The sequence below is a fragment of the Bacillus sp. 22475 genome, assembly GCF_052044835.1.
Lineage (GTDB): Bacteria > Bacillota > Bacilli > Bacillales > Bacillaceae_G > Bacillus_A > Bacillus_A cereus.
Genome location: NZ_JBQENW010000002.1, coordinates 161,507 through 187,261 on the forward strand (window position 1 = coordinate 161,507; position 25,755 = coordinate 187,261).

Below are 25,755 nucleotides of genomic sequence, written 5' to 3' on the forward strand. Positions count from 1 at the left end.
CATCATTTGACTAAAAGATACTCCAACTGAATTTCATGTAAAATTGGGATATTATCATATCCAATACGTGGAATTTCTTTCTTTATTTTTCGTGCCTCCTCTACCGCATTCACATATAAATTAGTCATTACAAAATTACGTTTTTGGTAAAATCGTAACGCATTCATATTATCATTTGTTGTAATAAGCCAAACCTGTCTGCACCGCTCTTCTTCTGCAACTTGTAATACACAATCCACAAGTTTCGTCCCTATTCCTTTTCTTTCTTCAAAGCTATCTAGCGATACAATTTCACACATATTTCCGGTCACTTCATACGTTATAATTCCGATTATTCTGTCATCTGAGAGCGCAACAAATCCTGGCAACTCTTCTAACTGATGTCCCTTACCACGTGAAACCATCAATGAACTTCCCCAGTTCTTACACATGAACATTCGGATTGTTTCTTTCATCGCTGGCGTAATTTTTTGTATATGCAGCATTTCCTATTTCTCCCCTTTTATATCATTGTGATACAATATAAGTGTATCACATGTAACGGTATTTGGAGGATGAGGTAAAGTATGAAACGTTTTTTTGCAGCATTGTTTACTATACTAGGTGCAATAACTGCCCTTGGGATTTTCTTTACAAATAAAGTGATGTACTTAAAGAAAAAAACAGAGGAAGAAGTACTCGAAAGAGAAACGAAAAAACATTTTCGTATAGAGGATTTTGATGCTCTTCATAAAGAAGAAATTCATATCCCTTCACAATTCGGATACGACCTTCACGGATATTACATTCCTGCTGGTCATTCCAATAAGTTTATGGTTTTTTGCCACGGTGTAACTGTAAATAAAATAAACTCTGTAAAATATGCAAACTTATTCTTAAAAAGGGGATATAATGTCCTCATTTACGATCATCGTCGTCATGGTAAAACTGGCGGAAAAACAACAAGCTATGGATACTATGAAAAACATGATTTGAAATCCGTAGTTGACTGGCTAAAAAGCCGTTTTGGCACCAATATTACACTTGGTATTCATGGTGAATCTATGGGAGCCGCAACAATTCTTCAATACGCAGGACTTGTAGAAGATGGCGCTGATTTCTATATTGCAGATTGTCCTTTCTCTGATTTTCACGGACAATTACAGCACCGTTTAAAGGTTGAATTCCATTTACCAAAATGGCCTTTATTACCTTTAGCAAACGCATTTTTAAAAGTTCGTGACGGTTATACAATTCGTGAAGTTTCACCAATCGACTGTATAAAAAACATTAACAATCCCGTTCTCTTTATTCATAGTAAAGATGACGACTATATTTTAGCTGATATGACAAAAGCGTTATATGAAGCGAAAGAAAATAATAAGCAACTTTATATTGCAGAACACGGTGCACACGCTTGCTCTTATAACGAAAATAAAGAAGAGTACGAAGCAGCCATCGATCAATTTTTAAACACATATGTGAAAGAAACAAAAAACAGGCTTGCATAAGCCTGTTTTTTTATTGCGCTAAAACGTCTGTAACTTGTTCCATATTTTCAGAAATCCATTGCATTGCATCATCTAACGTTGGAAATTCTGTCGTTTGAAATGTTACTTCATCTTGAAGTAACCAAACATCCTTTGCCTCTTGCCCTACACCTGCAATGGACCAATGTAACAAACTATATGGATGATTATCATTCAAAAATGATGCCCACGTGCGCTCATTTGCAATGTTTCGTAATGTATGTAATTGTTTATCCATCTCTCGTCACCTTACTCTAGTCAGTTATGAAAACTATTATAACACTCTCTTCTTTCTCAAACAAAGTGCTCTTTTTTCCCCGCTATTTGCGGGCAGTAAAACTCCCACCTCAAAATTCGGCTGAAACAAAGAAGTTAGGCGGGAGATTAACTGCCCCTAAAAGCCCGATTGGTTCAACTAATAATTAGTGGGGGATTCCTCCCCACTAATTAAAGTTTCACTTTATATTGCCAAGCACTTCCCTTGATTATATGATGAAATTAAGCGTTTGGGAAGGAGGGATAACGTTGGCAAAAGTACAAATTAAAGTAAATGATAATGGCTCTTTTCGCGTTACAGGGGACGTGGAATTAGTCGACTCACAAGGGAATGTATTCCCAGCAAAACCGGCATTTTCTTTATGCCGTTGTGGTTTATCAAAAAATATGCCTTATTGCGACGCTTCGCATAAAGGTAAATTCGAGTCTGTTGTTAGAGCACCAGAGGCAGAATAATTTTACATGTGACATGCACATTTTTTTGTGCATGTTTTTTCTTTTTAGCAACTCCGTTATATCCCTTCTCCTTACAACATTTCTAATACTTTTATTTCCATTCCAGCCTGCATATATTTTCACACAATTCTTCACATTCGAATATTTTTTACTAGCCTTTTATTTTTTTTGTGCTATAATTTGAGCAAACAGCATCCTTCGGGGTCGGGTGAAATTCCCAACCGGCGGTGATGAAGTGAAAACTTCTAAGTCCGTGACCCGTTTTCAACTCGAAAACGGTGGATCTAGTGAAACTCTAGGGCCGACAGTATAGTCTGGATGGGAGAAGGATATGTTTCTAGTTTTTTATATAGTGAATACACTTTTATTTCAGTATGCATATTTTTAAAGATTCATTTTGATTCTTTATATATGTTTAATTTTCTATACTTATTTTTTATACTGAAATAAAAAGAGACAACTAGCGTTTAAAAATTCGATATTTTGCTAGGTTTTTTCCTTATGCAGAAATATCAATTATCGTTAGGTTTCTTTCCTATGCTTTCGTATTCAAACTATATTTCTAGAAATCACGTCTCCCAAACCCCAAGGATATTAAATCCTTGGGGTTTTTTGATTTTTTTAGGAGAGGTGAAGAAAATGACAGATCAAGAATATATGAGGATTGCCCTGCAGTTAGCAGAAGGGACATCAGGACAAACAAGTCCAAATCCTATGGTTGGTGCTGTTGTTGTAAAAGATGGAAACATCGTTGGTATGGGGGCTCATTTACGAGCTGGTGAAGAACACGCAGAAGTTCATGCCCTTCAAATGGCTGGTCAGAACGCCAAAGACGCTACCGTTTATGTAACACTGGAACCGTGTAGTCACTTTGGAAAAACACCACCTTGTTGTGAATTGCTTATCGAAAAAGGAGTTAAGCGTGTTGTAATTGCTACTCTCGATTGTAATCCGCTCGTTTCTGGTAACGGAAAAAGAAGATTAGAGGAAGCTAGAATTGAAGTAACTACCGGTGTTCTTGAAGCAGAAGCAGTTTTATTAAATCGCTACTTTTTTCACTACATGAAAACGAAGCGCCCTTTTGTAACAATCAAAACAGCGATGAGCTTAGATGGAAAAACAGCAACTGTAACTGGTGAAAGTAAGTGGATTACAGGTGAAGAAGCACGTGCTGATGTTCACCAATATCGCCATACACATGATGCAATTCTTGTTGGAGTGAATACAGTTATAGCTGATAATCCTCATTTAACAACAAGAATTCCAAATGGTGGGAAACATCCTATTCGCGTTGTTTTAGATACCCATTTACGAACGCCACCATCTTCTCATGTTATAACAGATGGTTTAGCACCGACATGGATTATTGTCGGTAAGGATGTAAAGAAAGAGAAGATATCTTCTTATGAATCTAAAAATATAGCTATATTCCAAATGGAAACGAAGCATATAGAAATCGAGGACCTTCTTTCCTTTCTTGGAGAAAAACAAATTCTTTCTCTATTCGTTGAAGGTGGCCAATCGATTCATGCAAGTTTCTTAAAAACGAACAATTTTAATGAAATTGTAACCTATATAAGCCCGAAATTAATTGGTGGGAAAAATGCTCCTACTTTATTTGGAGGAAATGGTTTTTCAAAATTACAAGATGCGCTTTCCTTGAAAATTCAAGAGATGAAACAAATTGGTGATGATATAAAAATCGTTGCGAATGCCCGAAACGAGGTGACGAAATGTTTACAGGAATTGTAGAAGAATTAGGAACGATAGCAAACATGCAACAAAGTGGAGAAGCGATGAAATTAACGATTCATGCAAAGAAAATTTTATCAGATATTCACTTAGGTGATAGTATCGCGGTTAACGGTATTTGCTTAACTGTAACAAGCTTTACAACTACTTCATTTACAGTTGACGCAATGCCTGAAACGATGCAGTCGACATCACTTCGCATGCTTAAACCGCACTCTAAAGTAAATTTAGAGCGAGCAATGGCTGCAAACGGACGATTCGGTGGACATTTCGTTTCAGGACATATTGATGGCATCGGAACGATTTTAAATAAAAAACAACATTACAATGCCGTCTATTACAAAATAGCAATTTCTGATGAACTGCTGCGCTATTGTTTGCATAAAGGATCCATTGCTGTTGATGGAACGAGTTTAACGATATTTGATATAGACGAATCTTCCATAACGATTTCACTCATCCCGCACACAGTAAGCGAATCTGTCATTGGAGAAAAAAATGCCGGAGATATCGTAAACATTGAGTGTGACATGATTGGTAAATATATCGAACGCTTTATTACTAAACCTACAAAACGAGTAGGTTCAATGACTGAAAGCTTTTTACAAGAAAACGGATTTCTATAAGGGGGAAGCACAATGTTTCATCGTATTGAAGAAGCTCTAGAAGATTTAAAACAAGGTAAAGTCGTTATCGTATGTGATGATGAAAACCGAGAAAATGAAGGCGATTTTATTGCTTTAGCAGAGTACATTACACCAGAAACAATTAATTTTATGATTACACATGGCCGTGGTCTCGTTTGTGTACCGATTACAGCAGGGTACGCAGAACGTCTACAATTAGAACCAATGGTATCTCATAATACAGATTCACATCATACTGCGTTTACAGTGAGCATTGACCATGTTTCTACAACAACAGGGATTAGCGCTCACGAACGTGCAACTACGATACAAGAATTGTTAAACCCCGCATCAAAAGGCGCTGATTTCAATCGACCTGGACATATCTTTCCATTAATTGCGAAAGAAGGCGGTGTCCTGCGTCGTGCAGGTCATACAGAAGCTGCTGTTGATTTAGCGAAGCTATGCGGTGCCGAACCAGCTGGAGTTATTTGCGAGATTATAAATGAGGACGGCACGATGGCACGTGTACCTGATTTAATAGAATGCGCAAAACAATTTGATATAAAAATGATTACAATAGAAGATTTAATTGCTTACCGCCGCCATCATGAAACACTTGTGACGAGAGAGGTGGAAATTACATTACCTACAGATTTCGGTACTTTCCACGCAATTGGCTATTCTAACTCATTAGATACGAAAGAACATATCGCACTTGTAAAAGGTGATATTTCAATAGGTGAACCGGTACTTGTGCGTGTTCATTCTGAATGCTTAACAGGAGATGTATTCGGTTCACATCGCTGCGATTGCGGACCACAACTCCATGCAGCACTTGCTCAAATTGAGCGTGAAGGAAAAGGTGTTCTTCTTTATATGAGACAAGAAGGCAGAGGCATTGGGCTTCTTAATAAGCTTCGTGCTTATAAATTACAAGAAGAAGGATTCGATACTGTAGAAGCAAATGAAAAACTTGGCTTCCCTGCTGATCTTCGTGATTACGGTATCGGTGCACAAATATTAAAAGATTTAGGTTTACAAAGTTTACGATTATTAACGAATAACCCAAGAAAAATTGCTGGCTTACAAGGTTACGATTTAGAAGTAGTTGAGCGTGTACCGTTGCAAATGCCAGCAAAAGAAGAGAATAAATCGTATTTACAAACGAAAGTAAACAAATTAGGACACTTACTAAACTTATAATTAAAGGAGAGATTTATTATGGTATTCGAAGGTCATTTAGTTGGTACAGGATTAAAAGTTGGAGTTGTTGTTGGACGTTTTAACGAATTTATTACAAGTAAGTTACTTGGCGGCGCTTTAGACGGATTAAAGCGTCACGGTGTAGAAGAAAATGATATTGATGTTGCTTGGGTTCCTGGTGCATTTGAAATTCCTTTAATCGCTAAAAAGATGGCTAGTAGCGGAAAGTATGATGCTGTTATTACATTAGGTACTGTAATCCGAGGTGCTACAACTCACTACGATTACGTTTGTAATGAAGTAGCAAAAGGTGTTGCGTCTTTATCACTACAAATGGACATCCCAGTTATTTTCGGCGTATTAACGACAGAAACAATTGAACAAGCGATTGAACGCGCAGGTACGAAAGCTGGTAATAAAGGATATGAATCAGCTGTTGCTGCAATTGAAATGGCTCACTTATCAAAACAATGGGCATAAAAAAAGAGGCTTCGGCCTCTTTTTATTTTTTCACCTTTTTTTGTACATCTTTTATTAATTCATTCATCGTTTTTCCTTCTGTTTTTATATGAAGAGCTTGTGCTGTTCTCCATACATTCTCTCTTTTTTTCGCTTCTTCTATAATAGTAATTTCTTTTCTAACTTCCTTTAAATCTTTTCCTTCCGTTTTCAATCCAAAATGTTCAGCTTTCGTTCGAAAGTGTTGTTCGATTCTTTGTTGCATCTCTTTTTGTTCAGGATTTTCAGCAGCCTTAACTGGATCAGAACTTATTGCTTTTATTAAAATTAAACAAGTCATAATCGCTAATATGTATTTGTACATGTAAAATCCTCCAACCCAATATAAATTACATATTTACTATGTACAACTAGGGCTTGGAAAATTCGTCCACAAAAATTCTTTTTTTCGTTCAAAAACCAATAGTAACAGGCGTTCACAACTATTTATTACATTTTATTTACAAAAAAAGCAAACCCTTTTACAAGTTTGCTTTTTCATCTATCTTATAATGCACACTCTTCAATCTCAAATCCTAAATCTGCAATCATACCCCAGTCTGCAGTCGGCTCTTGTCCAGCTGTCGTTAAGTAGTCCCCGACAAAAATAGAATTTGCTGCAAATAAACCGATTGGCTGTACAGAACGTAAATTGATTTCACGTCCTCCTGAAATACGAATTTCTTTTGTCGGGTTTACAAAACGCATCATTGCCAGTACTTTTAAACATTCTACTGGCGTTAACTCTTTTTGCCCTTCAAGAGGTGTTCCCTTTACAGCAACAAGGAAATTACAAGGGATAGAATCTGCAACTATACGTTGTAATTCAAATGCAATTTCAGCACGCTCTTCAATTGTTTCTCCCATGCCAAAAATCGCTCCAGAGCATGGAGAAATGCCCGCTTTTTTCGCTTTTTGAACTGTATCAACACGATCATCATACGTATGAGTTGAACAAATACTATCGTAATTATTTTCATGTGTATTTAAATTGTGGTTATAACGATGCACGCCCGCTTCCGCTAAACGTCCTGCTTGATCTTCATTTAAGAAACCTAAACAACAACAAATCTTCAAGTCTGTCGTTTCACGAATTTCCTTAACTGCTCCAATTACGTGATTTACCTCTTTATCCGTCGGACGACGACCAGACGCTACAATACAATATGTACCTGCTTTACGGCGTATTGCTTCATGTGCCCCTTCTACAATCTTCTCCTGCGTTAACCATGCATATTTATCAATCGGTGCTTCTGAAATAATAGACTGTGAGCAATATCCACAATCTTCAGGACATAATCCAGATTTCGTATTAATAATCATATTCAATTTTACTTTCTTACCAAAGTGATGATGACGAATGATGTAAGCTGCATTCATAATTTCTAGAACTTCTGTATCATCAGCTTCTAATATCGCTATTGCATCTTCTTTCGTAATCATCTTCTCTTCCACTACGTCGTATGCAAGTTTTTTCCAATCCCTTTTTGTTTGTACTTGTTTCATTTCATCTCTTCCCCTCTTTTGTTATATGCATAAATAAAGCATGATACGTTGCCATTATCCCTTCATTTCCCGTGAAGTCTCTTTCGTATATGCGCAGCATCGCACGAAAGAGTGAGGGACTTTGACAATATGATCCTTCATTGCTATTAGTCGCTCCTACTTTTCGAATAGAATGTAGAAACTCCTTAACTTCTGTAAAACTCTCTATGTAACATGTTTCAGAAACATGCACATCCCCTGTTTCTATCTTGCATATATGAAGCAACTGATCTTTCGAATAAAAACGTTGACCAATCGATGTTTCATTTTTTATATTTCTTTCTTCTTTCGCACGTTGGAACGAAGCATGCAATTCTTGAAATGTTTCATGTCCAAACGTTGAAAAGAGTAATATCCCATCCATAGACAAATGTTGAAATAAATTTCTTAACACTTGTTGTAAATTATTTAACCATTGAAATGTAGCATTTGAAATAATGACATCATATGATTCTTCTAATCGTAATCGCTCAATATCTTCACAGTGAAACGTTACATTTTTTACATTTTGTCTAGTTTGCGCAATTGCAATCATACTTTCAGCAAAATCAACTGCTGTAATATGTGCTTTCGGAAATAACTTTGATAATTGCTCTGTTACATACCCCGTCCCGCACCCCAGTTCTAAAATACGTATTGATGCCGTTTCACTATATCGTTCCTTTAAGATTGAAAGTAATGAATGTGCCATCTTTTTTTGTACATTTGCATATCGATCGTAAGATACAGCTGCCCCATTAAACCGTTTTTGTAGTAACGTTTTGTTGATCATGTCGTATCCCCTCTACAAATTGAATCATCTCATTTGCGCAATATTCAAAATTCGTTACACATAACGCATGCCCTGCGTCACTTACTACTTTCAGCTCGCTGCTGCTATTCTCCGTCATACTACGTGCCGCAGACAATGGGCATATTACATCCTGTTCTCCGTGAATAAGTAGTATAGGTACTTTAATTTCTTTTAGTTCTTCTCTCATATCTGTTTCTATTAAATAATCCAAACCTAGTTGTAAAGACTGAATAGAATCACCTTTAAAACGGTCTACAATGTCTTCAAAGTTTTTATTCTCTTTTAACTCATCTTTCGTAAACATATTTTCATAAAACCGCTTGAGCGTATCTTCTTTCCTTCTCGCCAAATTCCTTTTCAGCCGTTCTACATGCAAAGCATTCCATCCGTTACTGTAATCGCTCGTATTTGTAAATTTAGCAGTACCACCAATTAATACGATGCCTTTTGCCTTAATCTTTTTATAAGCTTCAACTGCTGCTAACGCTCCTAGTGACCAACCAACTAAAATTACGTTGTCGTTATGCGCTACATCTATAATTCGTTCCACAAATTCACTTCGTTCGTTCACATTACGCCAATCTATGCATTGAACAGGATATCCTTTAAAATACGGAAGTACTAAATCCCAAATATTCTCTTCCATTCCCCATCCGGGGATAAAAATAATCTTTAGCTCGTTCATACGAAAATCTCCTCTTCTTTCGCAATGTGAATAATTCGGTCAATAGCCCATTTTAAATCAGCTATTGTATGTTGCGATGTAACTGCAAAGCGAATTCGAGAACTATGAACCGGCACAGTTGGCGGACGAATTGCAATGGCCGCAATCCCTGCCTCTTGCAACCTTTTACTAAACCGTAAAGCATGTTCATTTGAACCGACTACAATCGGTACAATATGAGTTGAGCTATTCCCAATATCAAAACCAGCATCCCTTAATTTAGTTCTGAAGTATTCTCCATTTGCTATAAGGTTCTCTCTTCTTTCGTTATCTTCTTTTACAATTTCAATTGCTTTTTGCACCGCTCCTAACGTACTTGGTGGTAAAGCTGTAGTAAAAATAAAGCTTCTCATCATATTTTGTAAATACTCTATATAAATTTCATCACCTGTCAAATACGCACCATAACACCCTAAAGCCTTGCTAAACGTCCCCATATGTATATCAATTTTTTGAGCAAGATTTTTTTCTATATGAGATAACCCAGCTCCGCCGATTCCATATATTCCACTCGCATGTGCTTCATCGACTATAATGATTGCCCCGTATTTCTCTTTCAGCTGTACTAAATCTCTCAAATAAGCAGTATCACCATCCATACTAAAAACGGTATCAGTTACGATTAATTTCCGCTTTTCAGGTGACGCTGTTTTCAACAGCTTCTCTAAATGATCCAAATCATTATGACGATACCTTTTATGCTCTGCCCGGCTTAATATGATTCCATCAACAATACTTGCGTGATTTAACTTATCACTAAAAACAATATCGTGCCGAGAAGCTAAAGAAGATATGGCACCTATATTTGCCGTATACCCACTATTTACAATTAAAGCTCTTTCAGTACCTTTCCAGTCACATATGCTTCTCTCAACCTCTTCATATAATGGATGATTTCCTACAACGAGACGAGAGGCGGTCGAACCAGTTCCATATTTTTTTGTACACGTAATAGCAGCTTCTTTTAACCTCACATCTCCAGCTAACCCTAAATAATTATTTGACGCTAAATTTAGCATCCTTTTCTCATCTCGAATAAGCCATGTCTCTGCTGCTTGTTCTGTTACATGCAAATTGCGATACTGCCCTTGCTCATGTAATTGTTGTAATTTAGATTGAAGGTGCGCCCGCCACGTTTGATTCATTTTGGATAAACTCCTCTAATTTTGAAATCATAATATATTCTTTTCCAGATTCCAAGACTACTTCTTTTGTAAACTCACCTTCAAAGAATGGTAATAAGCCTAAAACCGGTACCCCGCTCAGCTCTTCAATCATTACTTTATTTTCTTGTACCCTTTCCATTTCGCATTCTTTGCAGCCAGATAAAATGACACCTGCTACTGTTAAGCCATATGCCTTTGCATAAGCAATGGTTAAAACTGTATGATTTACTGTTCCTAATGTAGGGCGTGCTACTACAATAAGGGGAAGCTGTAATTCTTTTGCAAAATCAATTACTAAAGCGTCTTCTGTATATGGAACAGCTAGTCCACCTGCACCTTCTACAAGTAGGCTATTAAACTCTTTCGCTCGTTCATTATAGTGGTGAATAATGTCTTTTAACGTGACTGTCCTTCCAGCTCTTTTCATGGCAAGTCTCGGAGCAAGTGGTTCTTCAATAGAATAAGGGCAAATTTCATTTTCTTGTGTCGGTACACCTGATAGTACTTTTAACCTTGCCGCATCTCCCTCAGGGTTTGATGCAACATGCCCACTTTGTAACGGTTTATATACCCCTACGTTATATCCTAATTCTCTAAATACACCTGCTATAGCACCTGCAACTACTGTTTTTCCAACTTCAGTATCAGTTGCTGTTATGAAAAAACCACTCATTATTCTCCCTCCGTAACATCTGAGATTGCCTTATATAAAATGCGTAACATATCATCAATCTCTTCAAAAGTAGAAGCAAGTGGTGGCATAAATACAATCGTGTTACCTAGCGGTCGTAAAATCATACCCAGCTCTCTTGAGCGTTTACATACTTGAACACCGACTCTTTCTGTCCAGTCAAACGCTTCTTTCGTTTCCTTATTCTTCACAAGCTCAATACCAACCATTAATCCGCACTGACGAATATCCCCTACATGTTTAAATGCAAAGAGCTCTTCTAATTGCGTCGCCACATATTCTGTTTTACGTGCCACTTCTTCTATTAAATTTGTTTTCTCGTATAGTTCTAGATTCGCAATTGCTACCGCACACCCTAACGGATTACCTGTATAACTATGACCGTGGAAAAACGTTTTTTGTTCTTCATATCCTCCTAAAAAGGCATTATAAATTTCATCTGTCGTTACGGTGATTGCAACTGGTAAATATCCGCCCGTTAAACCTTTTCCGGCTGTCAAAATATCCGGCGTTACATTTTCATGTTCACATGCAAACATTTTCCCAGTACGCCCAAACCCAGTCGCTACCTCATCTGTAATAAATAAAACGTTATATTTTGTACATAAATTACGTAGCCCTCTTAAGTATCCTTTTGGCATTGTAATCATACCGCCAGCACCTTGCATTAAAGGTTCCACAATAATCGCCGCAATTTCTTCATGTTTATCTTTCAGCAGCTCTTCCATTTCTTCTAAATGTTTTTTTACAATTTCGGCCTTATCATTTCCATAAGGAGAACGATATGTATATGGATAAGGCATTTTAATTGCCTCAAATAAAAGTGAACTATACACTTGGTGAAACAAGTCTATTGCTCCTACTGAAACAGCTCCAATTGTATCACCGTGATACGCTTCTTTTAATGTAACAAATCTTTGTTTCTTCGATTTTCCTTTATGCTGCCAATATTGAAATGCCATCTTAATTGCAATTTCAACAGCGCTAGAACCGGAGTCCGAATAGAATACTTTTTTCAAACCTTCTGGCACAACTTCAATTATTTTTTCGGCTAATAAAATAGATGGAACGTTAGCAAGCCCTAACATAGTAGAATGAGCAATTTTATTTAATTGCTCACGAATTGCCTCATCTAGTTCTGGAACTTGATGCCCATGAACATTTAACCAAATAGACGAAACACCGTCCCAATATTCCTTTCCATTTACATCATATAGCTTTCTTCCCTCTCCACGTTCAATAATGACAGGATCTTCTTCTAAATAATCCTTCATTTGTGTAAATGGGTGCCATACATAGGCTTTATTTTTTTCCGATAACTCTTCATATGTATAAGATGGTTTGTCAGTCGTACTCTTGCTAAAAGTCACAATTGTCACCCCTATTGTTAACTAGTTTATAAATATAGTTAACATTAAATCTAAATGACTGTCAATTATTTTTAAATCAAGTAGTTCTTAAAAAAGAACAACTTATCATACGATAAGTTGCTCTACTTTCTATGTTGTATCTTTCCGATTTCTAAAATAATCTCTTCATCCTTTTTTCCTTCTGTATCAATTCCAAGTTGCTTCGCATGCTCAATTAATAAATCATGACGCTGCTCAAATTTAGCCTTATTTACTTCTTTCGTAATTTCTTCTTTTGTTTTTCCATCACTAGAAACCCCTAGTTTCGTAGCTGCTTTCTCCATCGACTTCTTCTCTTCCGCTTCTTTCGATTTCTTCACTTCTGACTGCTGTACTTGCTTTTGCTTCGCTTGCTCTAATTCAGCTGCAAAAGCTGTGTAAATGCCAGCACTTCCGCCAATGACTAGTAAGGTGGTAAAAAGAATTATTTTTTTCTTCACTCTTTCCTCCCCTTTCAAATTCATTATAACGCACATTTTTTAGTGTTAAAACCTACCTCCTTTATTTCCCTAAAAAAATATCACATATTTTTATTGACATGTATGATGAATATATGATAAAAATTTAACTAACATCATATGAATCGGCGTTGATAGGATTTAGTAGTATTTCGATTTCTGATTTCAGAGAGCTGGTGGTCGGTGCGAACCAGTACAGAGCGAATTATGAATTACCCCCTGGAGCTTCTTTTACGAAACGTAAGGAGTAGTGAAAGACGGTTATAGACCGTTATGTCTAAAGAGTGGTGGAACGAAACTGTTTCACAATTTAGGGTGGTACCGCGAATTTTTCGTCCCTGCATATATTGCAGGGGCGTTTTTATTTTATTAACGCATATCATACGACCCTTTATTTTGTGATACATTCATTTCACAAGCTAGGGTGGTACCGCGATTTCTTCGTCCCTGCATAATTATATGCAGGGACGTTTTTTTATCCAATTATTTCCGCATCATATTGAGATATGGACAATTACCGGTAATTTGTCACAAAATTCTAAATTTTAGAAGGAAATATACAATATTGGCGAATTTTATATAAAAAAGAGCTATTTTACATTACTTAGGAGGGGAAAACAATGGTTTCAAAAATTGAGTCTGTTCTTTTAACAATTTTTATCTTTTTCTGTATTGGTTTTAGTGTTATTCAATTAGAAGTTTCACCACACATCCCAATTTTATTTGGTATCGTTCTTTTATTAGCATTTGGATTCCTGAAGAAAATCTCTTGGTCTACTATGGAGAAAGGTATGATCAGTAGTATTTCAGCTGGTATTCCATCTATATTTATTTTCTTACTTGTAGGCGTATTAATTAGCGTTTGGATCGCAGCTGGAACTATTCCAACTTTAATGGTATACGGCTTCCAACTTGTATCTCCAAAAATTTTTGTTCCAACTGTTTTTGTTGTTTGTGCAATTGTTGGAACGAGTATCGGTAGTGCATTTACAACTGCTGCAACTGTAGGACTTGCCTTTATGGGAATGGGTACTGCCCTTGGATACGATCCAGCTCTTATTGCTGGTGCAATTATTTCTGGTGCATTCTTCGGAGATAAAATGTCTCCTTTATCTGATACAACAAACTTAGCGCCTGCTGTAACAGGTGTAGATTTATTTGAACATATTCGTAACATGCTTTGGACAACAGTGCCAGCTTTCATTATTGCATTTATCGCATTTTTCATTTTAGGAAGCGGATCTGGTGGAAACGTTGATTTCTCAGCATTTATTAACACACTAGAAAAAAATGCAACGATTTCTATCGTTACACTGATTCCTATTTTATTACTGTTCCTATTCGCATTTAAAAAGGTACCCGCAGTTCCAACATTACTTGCAGGAATTGTGGTAGGGATTATTATTCTCTTTATTTTTAAACCTAGCACTTCTTTAGCTGATTTAATAAAAATTATGCAAGACGGTTACGTTTCTAAAACTGGTATCAAAGACATTGACAGCTTATTATCTCGCGGTGGCCTGCAAAGTATGATGATGTCAATTGCTCTTATTTTCCTAGCTCTTTGTATGGGAGGATTATTACAAGGAATGGGTATTATAGCGCAGCTGATGAATATTATCTCTAGCTTCGTAAAAACTAGTACACGCTTAATTATTTCTACTGCTTCAACTGCAATTGGTGTAAACTTCTTACTTGGTGAGCAATACTTATCTATCGTTTTAACAGGACAAGCATTCGCTAATAAATACGATGAAGTCGGTTTAGAACGTCGTAATTTATCACGAGTATTAGAAGATGCTGGTACAGTAATTAATCCACTCGTACCATGGGGTGTCAGTGGCGTATTCTTAACAAACGTTCTTAGCGTTCCAACATTCGATTACTTGCCATACGCAATCTTCTGTTTAGCGTGTCCAGTCGTAACCATTATCGTCGGCTTTACTGGATTCGGTCTTTCATGGAAAAAAGAAAAAGCAGTACCAGTTTCATAATATAACAAAAAGGATTACCAAATCGGTAATCCTTTTTATATTTCTCGACTATCTATTCGCTTTCTTTCTTCTAAATAACATAAGTAATCCCGCTCCAACAAACGCAAGACCAGCTCCAATTGTAGAAGCAATACTTGCACCTGTTTTCGGTAAATCACGTTCATCTTTTTCAGCTTCTTTATTTTCACTTACAGTTGTTGTTGTTTCTTTTGTATTTTGATCATCTGTTGTAGTTTGTCCAGATCCAGTATTGTTTCCATCTTGCTTTGGTTCATTACCATTATTACCTTCTTCTGTTGGTGGTGTTGGGTTTTCTCCATTACCTGTTGGCGGTGTCGTCGGATTTTCTCCACCACCTGTTGGCGGTGTCGTTGGATTTTCTCCACCAGTTTCTTTATCATCATTCTTCTTCGTTATATCAATTGCATATTTAGCAAATTCATTTTCAGATGGTCCAACATATGAAATCTTTCCATCTTTCTTTATATACTCTTTTGCTTTTGGTGAAGAATCAAATGTTGTAATTAATTTATCTGCAACAATCGGTTTAAACGTCCAATTTTGATCTGCTGTCGGGTTAATAACTGGCGTTTCTTGCATATACTTTACAATAATTTGACGTGTTTCATCTTGCGATTGATATACAACTTCCCCTTTACTTACACCCGGGAACGTCTGGCTACTTCCACGATAATTATTTGTAGCAACGATGAACTCTTGATCATCAGCTACTAGTTTACCTTCATATGTCATATTTACAATACGATTCGTATTTGCATTTACAACTTTTCCATCTTTATCGTATTTCGGCGGTTGTGTTACATCAATTTCATATTTTAAACCATCTATAATATCAAAGTTATATGTAGGATATCCTGTATTCACCAATTGCTGTTCAATTTTTTCTTTTGGTTTAGGATCAATTTGATTAAACTGACCTGCAGACATTTCAAGCCATTCTTTCACTTGTGCCCCATTTACTTTTACAGCATATAACGTATTTGGATATACGTATAAATCTGCAACGTTTTTAATTGCTAACGTTCCAGCTGGAATATCAGTATAATATGCAGCACCGTTTCGGCCACCTGCTTTAAATGGTGCACCTGCAGATAAAACCGGAATATCTTTAATCTTTTCGTACTCTGGTTTTTTAAGTTCTTGTTCTACATACCATTTTTGCGCATTTGTCACAATTTGTACGGAAGGATCATCTTGTACTAATGAAAAATAACTATTAATTGGTGCTTTCGTTTCACCTACAGGTGTATTTACATATTCGATTGTCTTTTCATGTTCATCTTTAATTTCATTAACTAATTTTTGATCAGATTCTACTAACGGATTACCTTTACTATCAGCAATCTTACGAAGTACTGGCTTAGATTGATTCTTTTTTTGTACTTCCCATTTTCCGTTTACCTTTTTCAATTGCATATCAATAATACCTAAGTTACTGCCAAAAACGCCAGGCATTACAACTGGAACACCATTAAATATATCCTGCACTTCAGTATGTGAATGTCCCATTAATACTGCATCTACGTCAGGAACCTCTGTTAAATAATACGACGCGTTTTCCATACCAACGTTGTACCCACTTTTATCAACACCGGAATGAGCTAGTGCAACGATAACATCTGCACCTTCTGCTTTCATTTTTGGTACCATTTTCTTCGCTGTTTCAACTATATCTTTCGCTTTAACTTGTCCTTCTAAATTCGCTTTATCCCAATTCATAATTTGTGGTGGAACAAATCCCATTACACCAATTTTCACTATTTGTTTTTTGCCTGCTTCATCCACTACTTCTTTCTCTAAAATATGATATGGTCTATCAAAGTAATGCTCGTCATTCTCATCATTACCATCATGGTCATCTATGTAGACATTCGAGTTAATAACCGGAATTTTTGTTTTACTAGTCACTTCCTTTAAATAATCTAAACCATAGTTAAATTCATGATTCCCAAGAGAGATGACGTCATACTTCATTAAATTCATTACACGATATAATGGATGGACATAGTTAGGATCAACAGGATTCTTCGGATCTTTATCTTTTATTTTATTCGCTACGTAATCCCCAAGCGGTGTCCCTTGTAATGCATCCCCATCATCAAATAGGACAGAGTTCTTCACTTCTTCACGTGCTTTATTAACGAGTGTTGCCGTTTGTACGAGACCTACTTTATTATCTGTTTTCGTTTGATAATAATCGTAATTCATTAAGTTAACGTGAATATCTGATGTTTCTAGAATTCGTAAGTTAACTGTACTCTCCCCAGCGTTCTCATCTGCATGAGCTGTTGTTGGCATTACTTGCGGTGCTATAACACCAATCGCAAGAGTTGCTCCAGCTAGCATTTTTTTTGACTTTTTCACAAAAAATCCCCCTTATACAATTACCAGAAATAATGAAATGAATCCCTATCTGTCTCTAACCACATACCTTTTTTCTTCTATTAGAGACACAATTTTCATTTCACCCTGCGCTAACGAGTAGTCCCCTTAAACGCTCGATTGATGAAGACTAACAATTAATAGGAAATAAAGCTCCCACTAATTAAAGTTTCACCTTATCTGACATTATCATATATAAAGTTCTTTCCTATCGTCAATATTTTTTGACAAACTTCAACAAATTTTCTGTAAAGTTATTATAAACTTTTCATAAACATATAATATGCCCTTACATTGCTAATACTGCTGAATATGATACAATTACCAATTACAAGGAGGATGAATTTATGAAAAAAGTCATCTTAACAATTGTTTGTCTCCTCCTTCTGATCATTTCTTATTCTTATTTTGAAAAGAACGACGAGACAAAACAAAATGAATCTGAAGAAAAAACAGAAAAAACATCTGCCCCAAATTGGATTGATAAGCAAACAAACGAATCTTTTTATCATCTTGTATTAGGTGATTCACTCGCTAAAGGATATGGATCGACACAAGGTGGATTTGCTGAATTAGCTTCTAAGCAAATAGAAGCACAAATTCATAAACCAATTACAGTAGAAAACCTTGGGGTAAACGGTCTTACAACAGATCGTCTCGCTAAAAAAGTTCAATCAGAAGATGTAAAGGAAAAAATTAGAGCAGCAAATATCATTACAATTAATATTGGGGGAAATAATTTATTTCGCTTAAATCGTGATGTCGATGTTATAGACGGTATTAAAATGTTAAATAAAGAAAAAGGTCATTTTGAAGCGGATGTAAAAAATATTGTAAAGACAGTCCGAGATCAAAATCCGGATGCTTTACTCATTCTTTCTGAACTCTATAACCCGTTACAACTCGATGACTCCATCGCAAGTTATGCAGATATGTTTTTAGACGGCTGGAATGAATCCGTTTATTCCATTGCAAAAGTGAATCAACCATCTATCGTTTTGCCAATTCGTAAATTAATACCGAATGATAAAAAAGAATTGCTCTTTGACCAAGTACACCCAAATGATAAAGGCTATACGATTATTGCCGATTCATTTACAAAAAAAGTGTTGGCCTACAAATATTAAAATTCCCATGAAACAATTCTATTTTTATAACATGTCTTTTTTGTTACAATGAGAGTGGAAGGGGGCCTTTATATGGAATCACGCGAGTGGGAACGTATTGTTGATCATCTTCTTTCGCTAGTGCCTCTTTTTTATCGCAAATTTATGCTTCCTGGAGAATTTTCTTCTCAAAGACATATGCCGCCATCACATACACAAGTATTACTGCTTTTGCATGAAAACGGCACATTAGCAGTTTCCGAAATCGGCAAGCGGCTAGCGATTTCACGGCCTAACATGACACCTCTATTAAACAAACTTATTCAAGAAGAACTAATAGAGCGTCATTATAGCGAAAAAGATCGACGGGTCATTTTAATTTCTCTAACAGCTGAAGGGAAATTATTAGTAAATCAGTATCAGCAATTCATTTTAGACAAACTAAAAGAAAATTTCCAAACATTATCTGAGGAAGAGCGCGAAAAGCTCATTCATTCTCTTCAAACCATTCAAAATTTAATTTTGAAAACAAACGTATAAAGCTGCTTCTAAATAGAAGCAGCTTTATGATTCGTAATAATTACCATAGTACACATTGGAATATGGCCATGTTGTTAAATATGGTTTTTTTTCCTGTGTAGGCTGTTGTTGTGGTAATTGTGGTATTTGTGATAATTGCTGTAATTGTTGTTGCCGATATAATTCGTATTGTCTACTCGTATCATAAACCGGATAATAATTTATATATGGATATACTTGAGGTACGTAATAATAATACATTATCCTCTCCTCCTTTTTCTTAAACATATTCAAAGGAGAAAATGAATGTGACATTGTTTATAATTGTACAAGTGGTTCTCTCACTCGTTTCTTCCTTTTCTTCAAACGTAACTTACGGTTCTTTTCGTATAAATAATGCACAACGAAATATGAAATGAGACCAAACACAACTCCTAAAATCGTCATTCCAATTAATACATACACTTCACTTTGTAATAAGCTCTTTAATATCGTAAAAATGTGACTTGAAAACAAGTCCGATATCGTAAATGGTTCATGATGAATTTTCTGTACATGAAATGGATAAATCATTTTTCCTAGCGCATACGCAAGCGGAAATAAAAATACTGGGAGAAACGATATTTTCCCAATAATATTGCCAATAACTGCCGCAGGAAAAGATCCCTTTGCTAACCTGACGATTGGATAAAATATTACATATACGAGCGATGCCGTATAAATGACTAACATTTCTAAGCCGAATCCTATAGCAAACCCTAACGATACTTTCTTTGCGCCTTCTGGCGATCGAAGCAACTTATAATATTGAAACTTTAATATTCTCCACATCCGCTGAAAAAACGAATATGTTTTCTTAGTTGTTTTCACCCTCATCATCTCTTTAACTATATTTTTATATGTAGTATGTCCTTACACACTCTGAAAAACAAATTTAGTTTTCTCTTTTATTATAAATGATATCGAAATGGTTAACCAAATATACATCCGACATTTTAATATAAAAAAACCTCCCTTTTAGGAAGGCTCTTCTACATTTTTAAATAAACTTACTAATAATGCTTTTTGCGCATGCAATCGATTACCAGCTTGCTCAAAGACGATAGACTGTGGTCCATCTATAATTTCTCCTGTTACTTCTTCTTCACGATGGGCAGGTAAACAGTGTAAGAAACGATATGTTTGCTTCGCATGCTTAACAAGTTCGTTATTGATTTGGTAAGGTTGAAATAAAGAATATTTCTCTTCTTCGCCCTCTTGCCCCATGCTCATCCAAACGTCAGTATAAATGAAATCTGCTTCATTCACCGCTAATTCAGGATCATGCAAAACTTCAATTTCAGCTCCTGTTTCCTTGGCAATCGCTAACGCTTTTTTTACAATCTCTTCATTCGGTTCATATCCTACAGGCGTTGCAACAGTCATATGCATTCCGACTTTTGCACTCGCTAGCAACAATGAATGACATACATTATTTCCGTCACCTACGTAAGCTAATTTTATTCCTTTAAATGTATTTGTTTCTTCATATATTGTCATGAGGTCTGCCAATGCTTGACAAGGATGATGGTCATCCGTTAATCCATTAATAACAGGAATACTCGATTCTTTTGCAAGCTCTTCTACATCCGCGTGTGAGAATGTACGTATCATGATCCCGTCAATATACTGCGATAATACTTTCGCAGTATCTGAAACGGTTTCTCCTCTTCCCATTTGCATCTCTTTCCCACTTAAAAACATACCATGTCCCCCGAGTTGTACCATTCCCGCTTCAAAAGATACACGAGTACGAGTTGAATGCTTATCAAAAATAAGCCCTAATATTTTGCCTTGTAATAAAGGCTCTTGCTTATTCTTTTTTAAATATATAGCGAACTCAATTAAAGAAATAATTTCTTCTTTCGTTAATTCTTCTAGTGTTAAAAGATCTTTCGTATTTAATTTCGGTACTTGTACAGTTGACATGAAACTTCCCCCTTATATGATTGATACGTTTTTTGTACAAACTACTTTTTTTATTATATATACTGCCTGTTCTAACTCTTCATTCGTGACAATGAGTGGCGGTAATAGTCTTATAACATTAGGGCCTGCTTGTAATACGAGAAGTCCTTCGTTTTCTAGTTGTTCTATAAAACTTGCAACTTCATGCTTACACTCAATCCCAATCATAAGCCCCTTACCACGTATATTTTGAATACATTCGACATGCTGTAATTCCTCTTGCAACTTCTCTAATACGTACTCACCTTTTTCTTGTACTTCTTTTAAAAACGATGGTCTTTTACTTACTTGCAATACTTCTTTCGCTGCAGCCATCGCGATGTAATTCCCGCCAAAAGTTGAACCGTGTGATCCTGCAGTAAACGACGTTCCGAGCTCTTTCCGACCAATCATCGCTCCGACAGGAACCCCATTCCCAAGTGCCTTTGCAACGGTAACGATATCAGGCTCTATTCGCACTTGTTCATAAGCGAATAGTGTCCCAGTTCTTCCTATCCCCGTTTGTACTTCGTCTATAATAAATAAGGAACCGAACTTATTACATAATGTTTCAATCTCTTTCAAAAAAGATAGATCAGCAGGTATCACTCCTCCCTCTCCTTGAACAACTTCTACCATTACCGCCGCAACTTCTTCATTCATTACTTCCTCTAATGCTTTAATATCGTTAAAAGGGATATGTAAAAAAGATGGAAGTAATGGACCAAATCCTTCTTTTACCTTATCTTGGCCCGTTGCACTCATCGTTCCAAATGTTCTACCGTGAAAAGACTGCTGGCATGTTACGACGAGAGATTTTCCAGTATGCTTACGTGCTAACTTTAAAGCCGCTTCATTTGCCTCTGCCCCACTATTACAGAAAAACACATAATCTAATGCTCTATTTTCTGTTAATAATGACGCAACTTCTTCTTGTAAGCTGTTTGTAAACAGGTTAGATATATGCCATATATCATCAAGTTGCTCTTGTACACCTTTGAGCACAGTAGGGTGACAATGTCCTAAATTACATACGCCAATTCCTGATGTAAAATCTAAATACTCCTTACCTTTATTATCAATAACTTTCGTTCCAGTTCCCTTTACAAACTCAATAGTTCTTCTGCCATACGTTTGAAAAAGATGACTCGTCATGCAATACTCACGCCTTTCGTTACCGTCGTTCCAATACACTCTCCCGTAACCTCAGTAAAATCTTTTGTACCATTCACAATACTTATCTTTTGCACTCCCATTTTTAATGATGCTAGTGCCGCCTGTACTTTCGGAATCATCCCACCTGTAATAACACCTGTTTCTATAAAAGTTGCAATTTCAGATTCATCCGTTTCCTTTACCAAATTCCCTTCATGTAATATTCCATCTACATCCGTAATAAAAACAAGCTCTTTTGCCCCTAACGCGGCCGCAATCCCAGCTGCAGCATTGTCCGCATTTATGTTATAAATTTCATTACCATTTACCCCGATTGGAGCAATAACAGGAATATACCCCATATTTATTAATCCTTTTAATAAGGCTGTTTCTACATAACTTACTTCGCCCACATATCCTATCTCCTCGCTGACAGGTTGAACTTGAAGTAAATTGCCGTCACACCCTGAATAACCTACAGCAAGTAAATTATGCTTTTGTAAATTCATTACGAGTTTTTTATTCGTACTTCCGCATAGCACCATTTGAACAACATCCATAACTTCTTTTGGTGTTACGCGTAATCCATCTCTTTTTTCTACGTTGATGTTACAATCTTTTAATTTGGCATCAATTTCTGGCCCACCACCATGAACAATCACTACTCTATACTTCTGTTGCAATTTCTTTATACAATCAAAAAACACAGCATTTAATTGATTCAACATACTACCGCCGCATTTCACTACAATATAATCGCTCATCTTCTCTCTCCTTATGTACGATAACAAGCATTTATTTTCACATATTCATAGCTTAAGTCACAGCCCCAAGCTGATCCTGTCTCTTCACCTAAGTGTAAGTACACATTAATGACTATTTCATCTTCTTGTAATCTCTCTTTCATTTCTTCTTCAGAAAATATTTGAGGCTCACTATTTTTTAATACCGATATAGATTGAAGAGTAATATCAATTGTGTTCGGATGAATAGCTACTTCACTTTGTCCAATACTGCTAATAATTCGCCCCCAGTTTGGGTCTTCACCATGTATTGCTGTTTTCACAAGACTCGAACCGACTATTTGCTTTGCAATTTTTTTTGCCTCTTCATTCGTTTGAGCTCCTAGCACATTTACTTCTATTAACTTCGTAGCTCCTTCACCATCTTGTGCAATTTTTTTCGCTAAATCTTCACATACTTGCTGTAAAGCACATACGAAAGTTTCCCAATCTGTATGTTCCATATTTATCGGTCTTGTTTCTGATAATCCACTTGCCATAACGATGACCATATCATTCGTAGAAGTATCTCCATCTACCGTAATTTGATTAAATGTATGATTCGTAATTTGGGATAACGCTGTTTGCAATACGTCATGCTCTATATGAGCATCTGTCGTAATAAAACTAAGCATCGTTGCCATATTCGGATGAATCATCCCTGAACCTTTTGCAACACCCGCAATCGCCACTTTCTTCCCATCAATAATCATTTCATAGCAAGTTTCTTTCGTTATAAGATCCGTCGTTAAAATTGCTTCAGAAAAACAATATGCTTCACTTTCTTCCTTCGTCGGTATAAGAGTTGCAACTCCCTTTCGGATTATATCCATCGGCAGTGGAACACCAATTACACCTGTTGAAGCTACTGCAACGTAATTTTCTTTCATCCCAAAATGTTCCGCCCCTAATGCGCGCATCTCGTATGCGTCTTGTAATCCTTTCATTCCAGTACAAGCATTTGCATTTCCACTATTAACGATAATTGCTTGTAACTTCCCTTCTGCCGTTATACTATCCTTCGTTACTTGCAAAGGAGCTGCTTGTATTTGATTCGTTGTATACACAGCGGCACATGATGCTGGTACATCACAAACGATGGCACCTAAATCCTTTTTCTCCTTTTTTAAACCATTTGCAGTACCAATTGCCGAAAAGCCTTTCGGCGTTACAATTGAACCATTTTCTAATTTTGTAATAGACGCTACTTTAATCATCATGTCCCCCTTATAGATAAAGCGGCATATGTTGTAAACCTGTTGTCTCTTCTAGTCCCGCTATTATGTTTGCATTTTGAATCGCTTGCCCAGCCGCGCCTTTCATCATATTGTCTATAACAGAAACGACCGTAACTCTTTCAGCTCTTTCATCGTAAGCTATGCCAATATCACAATAATTTGAGCCTCTCACTTCTTTTGGACTTGGAAATTTCCCTTGCGTACAAATTCGGATGAAAGGCGATTGTTCATACGTTTCTTCATACAATTTTTGAAGTTGCTTTATTTCCATCTTTTGTTTTACTTTTGCATAAAGTGTAATCATAATTCCTCGTGATATCGGTATTAAATGTGTGCTAAATGTAATCGGCTGTGATTCACTATTCCATTCTGTAAGCATTTGCTCAATCTCTGGAACGTGCTGATGCTCATTCACTTTATAAATGTGCAAGTTATCATATAGCTCAGGAAAGTGAGTCATTGTTGTTGGTGTTTTACCTGCTCCTGATACCCCTGATTTCGCATCAATAATAATTGAATCTTCTTCAATCATGCCGCTACGTACTAACGGCGCTATCGCTAGCAATGTGGCTGTAGCAAAACATCCTGGGTTTGCAATTAAATTTGCCTTTTGAATCCCAGTCCTTTTCCATTCACTTAACCCATACACTGCTTTTCTAAGAATTTCTTCTTTCGCTGCTGGCCTTTTATACCACAGTTCATATGACGAAGGATCTATCATACGAAAGTCTCCAGATAGGTCAATTACTTTTAAACCTTCTGCTAATAACTTGGGAGTTAACTCCGCCGATACTCCTGCTGGGGTTGCTAGAAATACGATTTCTGCTTCTTTTCCTATCGTCTCCACATCAATTTCTTGTAACGTATGAAAAAGGACATTTCGAAGATGCGGATATACATTTGTTATACACTCACCAACTTGTGAAAAAGAATGGAGAGATGCTATCGAAAAATATGGATGTTGTTCTAATAAACGAATTAACTCAATGCCCCCATATCCAGTGGCTCCAATAATTGCGACTTTCATAAGTTCCTCCTCATATCGATTCTTTAAATTAAGTATGATTATAATATTGTATATTTATAGAGTCAATTAAATATTTATAAATTTTTAAATCTAAAAAAACTTAATTTTATTAGAAAAATAATATACTCAACCGAATTTTTATACAAAAATAGTGCATAGTAGTTTTTTTATTTCACTTCAAGTACAATAAAACAATACATACGTACATACAGGCGGGGAAAAATATGAACGAAAAATTAATTGAGAAAATGATTATAAAAAGTTTTCAACAATATCAATGCAGTCCAATATCAAAAGAAGATCAGGAAATGCTAGTGAAACATATTCAAACGGTGACTCATTCAAATATTGAAATTGATTTATACGAGGAAATTGAGGATATTGTTTATGATTATGTGACTGGAAAACAATAAAAAATAGGAGATTTCCATGTGGAA

Annotated in this window: 28 protein-coding genes, 1 riboswitch and 1 other annotated feature; of the genes, 10 read left to right on the forward strand and 18 right to left on the reverse strand. The window is 36.2% G+C overall.

What is annotated here, in order from left to right:
• Positions 1–2: 2 nt before the first annotated feature.
• Positions 3–485 carry a GNAT family N-acetyltransferase gene (locus ACTJJY_RS04135; RefSeq protein WP_440605062.1) on the reverse strand — a complete coding sequence of 161 codons (483 nt, stop codon included), beginning with the start codon at positions 483–485 and terminating at the stop codon, positions 3–5.
• Between the two features lie 81 nt (positions 486–566).
• Here ACTJJY_RS04135 and ACTJJY_RS04140 point away from each other — a divergent pair, with 81 nt between their 5' ends.
• Complete coding sequence (locus tag ACTJJY_RS04140; RefSeq protein WP_029443257.1) at positions 567–1,490, forward strand: alpha/beta hydrolase; 924 nt, start codon at positions 567–569, stop codon at positions 1,488–1,490.
• Between the two features lie 10 nt (positions 1,491–1,500).
• Here the strand turns inward: ACTJJY_RS04140 and ACTJJY_RS04145 are convergent, their stop codons facing one another.
• Complete coding sequence (locus ACTJJY_RS04145) at positions 1,501–1,746, reverse strand: DUF2552 family protein (RefSeq protein ID WP_000360793.1); 246 nt, start codon at positions 1,744–1,746, stop codon at positions 1,501–1,503.
• A 287-nt stretch (positions 1,747–2,033) separates the two neighbouring features.
• On the opposite strand from ACTJJY_RS04145, the gene ACTJJY_RS04150 reads away from it, so the two are divergent.
• The 5 genes from ACTJJY_RS04150 (at position 2,034) to ribH (ending at position 6,304) form a co-directional block, all read left to right on the forward strand.
• Entirely contained in the window at positions 2,034–2,240 is a 207-nt protein-coding gene (locus ACTJJY_RS04150) for a CDGSH iron-sulfur domain-containing protein (protein WP_001151582.1), read from the forward strand.
• 190 nt (positions 2,241–2,430) lie between these two features.
• A riboswitch (FMN riboswitch) is annotated at positions 2,431–2,574 on the forward strand.
• 305 nt (positions 2,575–2,879) lie between these two features.
• A complete protein-coding gene (gene ribD / locus ACTJJY_RS04155; protein WP_440605063.1) occupies positions 2,880–3,992 on the forward strand; it encodes a bifunctional diaminohydroxyphosphoribosylaminopyrimidine deaminase/5-amino-6-(5-phosphoribosylamino)uracil reductase RibD in 1,113 nt (370 codons plus the stop codon).
• The gene (gene ribE, locus ACTJJY_RS04160; protein WP_440605064.1) at positions 3,974–4,618 is read left to right on the forward strand and encodes a riboflavin synthase subunit alpha; all 645 of its coding nucleotides are present in this window, start codon (positions 3,974–3,976) and stop codon (positions 4,616–4,618) included. The genes ribD and ribE overlap by 19 nt, the downstream gene beginning before the upstream one ends.
• A 12-nt stretch (positions 4,619–4,630) precedes the next feature.
• Positions 4,631–5,824, forward strand: a complete 1,194-nt coding sequence (gene ribBA, locus ACTJJY_RS04165; RefSeq protein WP_000468981.1) for a bifunctional 3,4-dihydroxy-2-butanone 4-phosphate synthase/GTP cyclohydrolase II — start codon at positions 4,631–4,633, stop codon at positions 5,822–5,824.
• Between the two features lie 18 nt (positions 5,825–5,842).
• Positions 5,843–6,304, forward strand: coding sequence for a 6,7-dimethyl-8-ribityllumazine synthase (gene ribH / locus ACTJJY_RS04170; RefSeq protein WP_000230895.1), 462 nt, complete (start codon positions 5,843–5,845; stop codon positions 6,302–6,304).
• A 22-nt stretch (positions 6,305–6,326) separates the two neighbouring features.
• Here the strand turns inward: ribH and ACTJJY_RS04175 are convergent, their stop codons facing one another.
• The 8 genes from ACTJJY_RS04175 to ACTJJY_RS04210 form a co-directional block, all read right to left on the reverse strand.
• The gene (locus ACTJJY_RS04175) at positions 6,327–6,647 is read right to left on the reverse strand and encodes a hypothetical protein (RefSeq protein WP_000280032.1); all 321 of its coding nucleotides are present in this window, start codon (positions 6,645–6,647) and stop codon (positions 6,327–6,329) included.
• Positions 6,648–6,829: 182 nt separating this feature from the next.
• The gene (bioB, locus tag ACTJJY_RS04180) at positions 6,830–7,828 is read right to left on the reverse strand and encodes a biotin synthase (protein ID WP_440605065.1); all 999 of its coding nucleotides are present in this window, start codon (positions 7,826–7,828) and stop codon (positions 6,830–6,832) included.
• Between the two features lies 1 nt (position 7,829).
• On the reverse strand, positions 7,830–8,639 hold the full coding sequence (gene bioC / locus ACTJJY_RS04185; protein ID WP_440605066.1) for a malonyl-ACP O-methyltransferase BioC: 810 nt from the start codon (positions 8,637–8,639) through the stop codon (positions 7,830–7,832).
• Positions 8,605–9,345 carry an alpha/beta fold hydrolase gene (locus tag ACTJJY_RS04190; protein ID WP_063548594.1) on the reverse strand — a complete coding sequence of 247 codons (741 nt, stop codon included), beginning with the start codon at positions 9,343–9,345 and terminating at the stop codon, positions 8,605–8,607. Before ACTJJY_RS04190 ends, bioC begins: the two co-directional genes overlap by 35 nt.
• Positions 9,342–10,529 carry an 8-amino-7-oxononanoate synthase gene (gene bioF / locus ACTJJY_RS04195; RefSeq protein WP_440605067.1) on the reverse strand — a complete coding sequence of 396 codons (1,188 nt, stop codon included), beginning with the start codon at positions 10,527–10,529 and terminating at the stop codon, positions 9,342–9,344. The genes ACTJJY_RS04190 and bioF overlap by 4 nt, the downstream gene beginning before the upstream one ends.
• Positions 10,495–11,223 (reverse strand): dethiobiotin synthase, encoded by a 729-nt coding sequence (gene bioD, locus ACTJJY_RS04200; RefSeq protein ID WP_440605068.1) that lies wholly within the window; start codon positions 11,221–11,223, stop codon positions 10,495–10,497. Before bioD ends, bioF begins: the two co-directional genes overlap by 35 nt.
• A complete protein-coding gene (gene bioA / locus ACTJJY_RS04205; protein ID WP_440605069.1) occupies positions 11,223–12,611 on the reverse strand; it encodes an adenosylmethionine--8-amino-7-oxononanoate transaminase in 1,389 nt (462 codons plus the stop codon). The genes bioD and bioA overlap by 1 nt, the downstream gene beginning before the upstream one ends.
• 122 nt (positions 12,612–12,733) lie before the next feature.
• On the reverse strand, positions 12,734–13,090 hold the full coding sequence (locus ACTJJY_RS04210; RefSeq protein WP_440605070.1) for a hypothetical protein: 357 nt from the start codon (positions 13,088–13,090) through the stop codon (positions 12,734–12,736).
• A 140-nt stretch (positions 13,091–13,230) separates the two neighbouring features.
• Positions 13,231–13,451, forward strand: a binding site (T-box leader).
• A gap of 277 nt (positions 13,452–13,728) precedes the next feature.
• Between ACTJJY_RS04210 and nhaC the strand changes: the two genes are divergently transcribed.
• Positions 13,729–15,102 (forward strand): Na+/H+ antiporter NhaC, encoded by a 1,374-nt coding sequence (gene nhaC / locus ACTJJY_RS04215; RefSeq protein WP_000253730.1) that lies wholly within the window; start codon positions 13,729–13,731, stop codon positions 15,100–15,102.
• 48 nt (positions 15,103–15,150) lie between these two features.
• Here nhaC and cpdB read toward each other — a convergent pair whose 3' ends face one another.
• Positions 15,151–17,487: a bifunctional 2',3'-cyclic-nucleotide 2'-phosphodiesterase/3'-nucleotidase gene (gene cpdB / locus ACTJJY_RS04220; RefSeq protein WP_440605071.1), complete on the reverse strand. Its 2,337-nt coding sequence runs from the start codon at positions 17,485–17,487 to the stop codon at positions 15,151–15,153.
• Between the two features lie 365 nt (positions 17,488–17,852).
• Here cpdB and ACTJJY_RS04225 point away from each other — a divergent pair, with 365 nt between their 5' ends.
• Both ACTJJY_RS04225 and ACTJJY_RS04230 read left to right on the forward strand, forming a co-directional pair.
• Positions 17,853–18,632 carry a GDSL-type esterase/lipase family protein gene (locus ACTJJY_RS04225; protein ID WP_440605072.1) on the forward strand — a complete coding sequence of 260 codons (780 nt, stop codon included), beginning with the start codon at positions 17,853–17,855 and terminating at the stop codon, positions 18,630–18,632.
• A 72-nt stretch (positions 18,633–18,704) separates the two neighbouring features.
• Positions 18,705–19,151 carry a MarR family winged helix-turn-helix transcriptional regulator gene (locus tag ACTJJY_RS04230; RefSeq protein WP_000445819.1) on the forward strand — a complete coding sequence of 149 codons (447 nt, stop codon included), beginning with the start codon at positions 18,705–18,707 and terminating at the stop codon, positions 19,149–19,151.
• A 24-nt stretch (positions 19,152–19,175) separates the two neighbouring features.
• On the opposite strand, the gene ACTJJY_RS04235 is transcribed toward ACTJJY_RS04230, so the two are convergent.
• The 7 genes from ACTJJY_RS04235 to argC form a co-directional block, all read right to left on the reverse strand.
• The gene (locus tag ACTJJY_RS04235; protein WP_440605073.1) at positions 19,176–19,391 is read right to left on the reverse strand and encodes a hypothetical protein; all 216 of its coding nucleotides are present in this window, start codon (positions 19,389–19,391) and stop codon (positions 19,176–19,178) included.
• A 57-nt stretch (positions 19,392–19,448) separates the two neighbouring features.
• Complete coding sequence (locus tag ACTJJY_RS04240) at positions 19,449–20,009, reverse strand: DUF2062 domain-containing protein (RefSeq protein ID WP_002005691.1); 561 nt, start codon at positions 20,007–20,009, stop codon at positions 19,449–19,451.
• Between the two features lie 138 nt (positions 20,010–20,147).
• On the reverse strand, positions 20,148–21,098 hold the full coding sequence (gene argF, locus ACTJJY_RS04245; protein ID WP_000108861.1) for an ornithine carbamoyltransferase: 951 nt from the start codon (positions 21,096–21,098) through the stop codon (positions 20,148–20,150).
• A 12-nt stretch (positions 21,099–21,110) separates the two neighbouring features.
• Positions 21,111–22,271: an acetylornithine transaminase gene (locus ACTJJY_RS04250; RefSeq protein ID WP_440605074.1), complete on the reverse strand. Its 1,161-nt coding sequence runs from the start codon at positions 22,269–22,271 to the stop codon at positions 21,111–21,113.
• A complete protein-coding gene (gene argB / locus ACTJJY_RS04255) occupies positions 22,268–23,035 on the reverse strand; it encodes an acetylglutamate kinase (protein ID WP_440605075.1) in 768 nt (255 codons plus the stop codon). The genes ACTJJY_RS04250 and argB overlap by 4 nt, the downstream gene beginning before the upstream one ends.
• An 11-nt stretch (positions 23,036–23,046) precedes the next feature.
• Entirely contained in the window at positions 23,047–24,270 is a 1,224-nt protein-coding gene (argJ, locus tag ACTJJY_RS04260; RefSeq protein WP_000598385.1) for a bifunctional glutamate N-acetyltransferase/amino-acid acetyltransferase ArgJ, read from the reverse strand.
• A gap of 10 nt (positions 24,271–24,280) precedes the next feature.
• Complete coding sequence (gene argC / locus ACTJJY_RS04265; RefSeq protein ID WP_078400493.1) at positions 24,281–25,318, reverse strand: N-acetyl-gamma-glutamyl-phosphate reductase; 1,038 nt, start codon at positions 25,316–25,318, stop codon at positions 24,281–24,283.
• Between the two features lie 224 nt (positions 25,319–25,542).
• Here argC and ACTJJY_RS04270 point away from each other — a divergent pair, with 224 nt between their 5' ends.
• Entirely contained in the window at positions 25,543–25,731 is a 189-nt protein-coding gene (locus ACTJJY_RS04270; protein ID WP_001003222.1) for a YqzH family protein, read from the forward strand.
• Positions 25,732–25,755 lie beyond the last annotated feature (24 nt).

Excerpts from the sequence above, each read along its gene's own strand:
- ACTJJY_RS04135 (WP_440605062.1), bottom strand. The coding sequence starts at position 485 with ATGCTGCATATACAAAAAATTACGCCAGCGATGAAAGAAACAATCCGA.
- ACTJJY_RS04140 (WP_029443257.1), top strand. The coding sequence starts at position 567 with ATGAAACGTTTTTTTGCAGCATTGTTTACTATACTAGGTGCAATAACT.
- ACTJJY_RS04145 (WP_000360793.1), bottom strand. The coding sequence starts at position 1,746 with ATGGATAAACAATTACATACATTACGAAACATTGCAAATGAGCGCACG.
- ribD (WP_440605063.1), top strand. The coding sequence starts at position 2,880 with ATGACAGATCAAGAATATATGAGGATTGCCCTGCAGTTAGCAGAAGGG.
- ribE (WP_440605064.1), top strand. The coding sequence starts at position 3,974 with ATGTTTACAGGAATTGTAGAAGAATTAGGAACGATAGCAAACATGCAA.
- ribBA (WP_000468981.1), top strand. The coding sequence starts at position 4,631 with ATGTTTCATCGTATTGAAGAAGCTCTAGAAGATTTAAAACAAGGTAAA.
- ribH (WP_000230895.1), top strand. The coding sequence starts at position 5,843 with ATGGTATTCGAAGGTCATTTAGTTGGTACAGGATTAAAAGTTGGAGTT.
- ACTJJY_RS04175 (WP_000280032.1), bottom strand. The coding sequence starts at position 6,647 with ATGTACAAATACATATTAGCGATTATGACTTGTTTAATTTTAATAAAA.
- bioB (WP_440605065.1), bottom strand. The coding sequence starts at position 7,828 with ATGAAACAAGTACAAACAAAAAGGGATTGGAAAAAACTTGCATACGAC.
- bioC (WP_440605066.1), bottom strand. The coding sequence starts at position 8,639 with ATGATCAACAAAACGTTACTACAAAAACGGTTTAATGGGGCAGCTGTA.
- ACTJJY_RS04190 (WP_063548594.1), bottom strand. The coding sequence starts at position 9,345 with ATGAACGAGCTAAAGATTATTTTTATCCCCGGATGGGGAATGGAAGAG.
- bioF (WP_440605067.1), bottom strand. The coding sequence starts at position 10,529 with ATGAATCAAACGTGGCGGGCGCACCTTCAATCTAAATTACAACAATTA.
- bioD (WP_440605068.1), bottom strand. The coding sequence starts at position 11,223 with ATGAGTGGTTTTTTCATAACAGCAACTGATACTGAAGTTGGAAAAACA.
- nhaC (WP_000253730.1), top strand. The coding sequence starts at position 13,729 with ATGGTTTCAAAAATTGAGTCTGTTCTTTTAACAATTTTTATCTTTTTC.
- ACTJJY_RS04225 (WP_440605072.1), top strand. The coding sequence starts at position 17,853 with ATGAAAAAAGTCATCTTAACAATTGTTTGTCTCCTCCTTCTGATCATT.
- ACTJJY_RS04230 (WP_000445819.1), top strand. The coding sequence starts at position 18,705 with ATGGAATCACGCGAGTGGGAACGTATTGTTGATCATCTTCTTTCGCTA.
- ACTJJY_RS04235 (WP_440605073.1), bottom strand. The coding sequence starts at position 19,391 with ATGTATTATTATTACGTACCTCAAGTATATCCATATATAAATTATTAT.
- ACTJJY_RS04240 (WP_002005691.1), bottom strand. The coding sequence starts at position 20,009 with ATGATGAGGGTGAAAACAACTAAGAAAACATATTCGTTTTTTCAGCGG.
- argF (WP_000108861.1), bottom strand. The coding sequence starts at position 21,098 with ATGTCAACTGTACAAGTACCGAAATTAAATACGAAAGATCTTTTAACA.
- ACTJJY_RS04250 (WP_440605074.1), bottom strand. The coding sequence starts at position 22,271 with ATGACGAGTCATCTTTTTCAAACGTATGGCAGAAGAACTATTGAGTTT.
- argB (WP_440605075.1), bottom strand. The coding sequence starts at position 23,035 with ATGAGCGATTATATTGTAGTGAAATGCGGCGGTAGTATGTTGAATCAA.
- argJ (WP_000598385.1), bottom strand. The coding sequence starts at position 24,270 with ATGATTAAAGTAGCGTCTATTACAAAATTAGAAAATGGTTCAATTGTA.
- argC (WP_078400493.1), bottom strand. The coding sequence starts at position 25,318 with ATGAAAGTCGCAATTATTGGAGCCACTGGATATGGGGGCATTGAGTTA.
- ACTJJY_RS04270 (WP_001003222.1), top strand. The coding sequence starts at position 25,543 with ATGAACGAAAAATTAATTGAGAAAATGATTATAAAAAGTTTTCAACAA.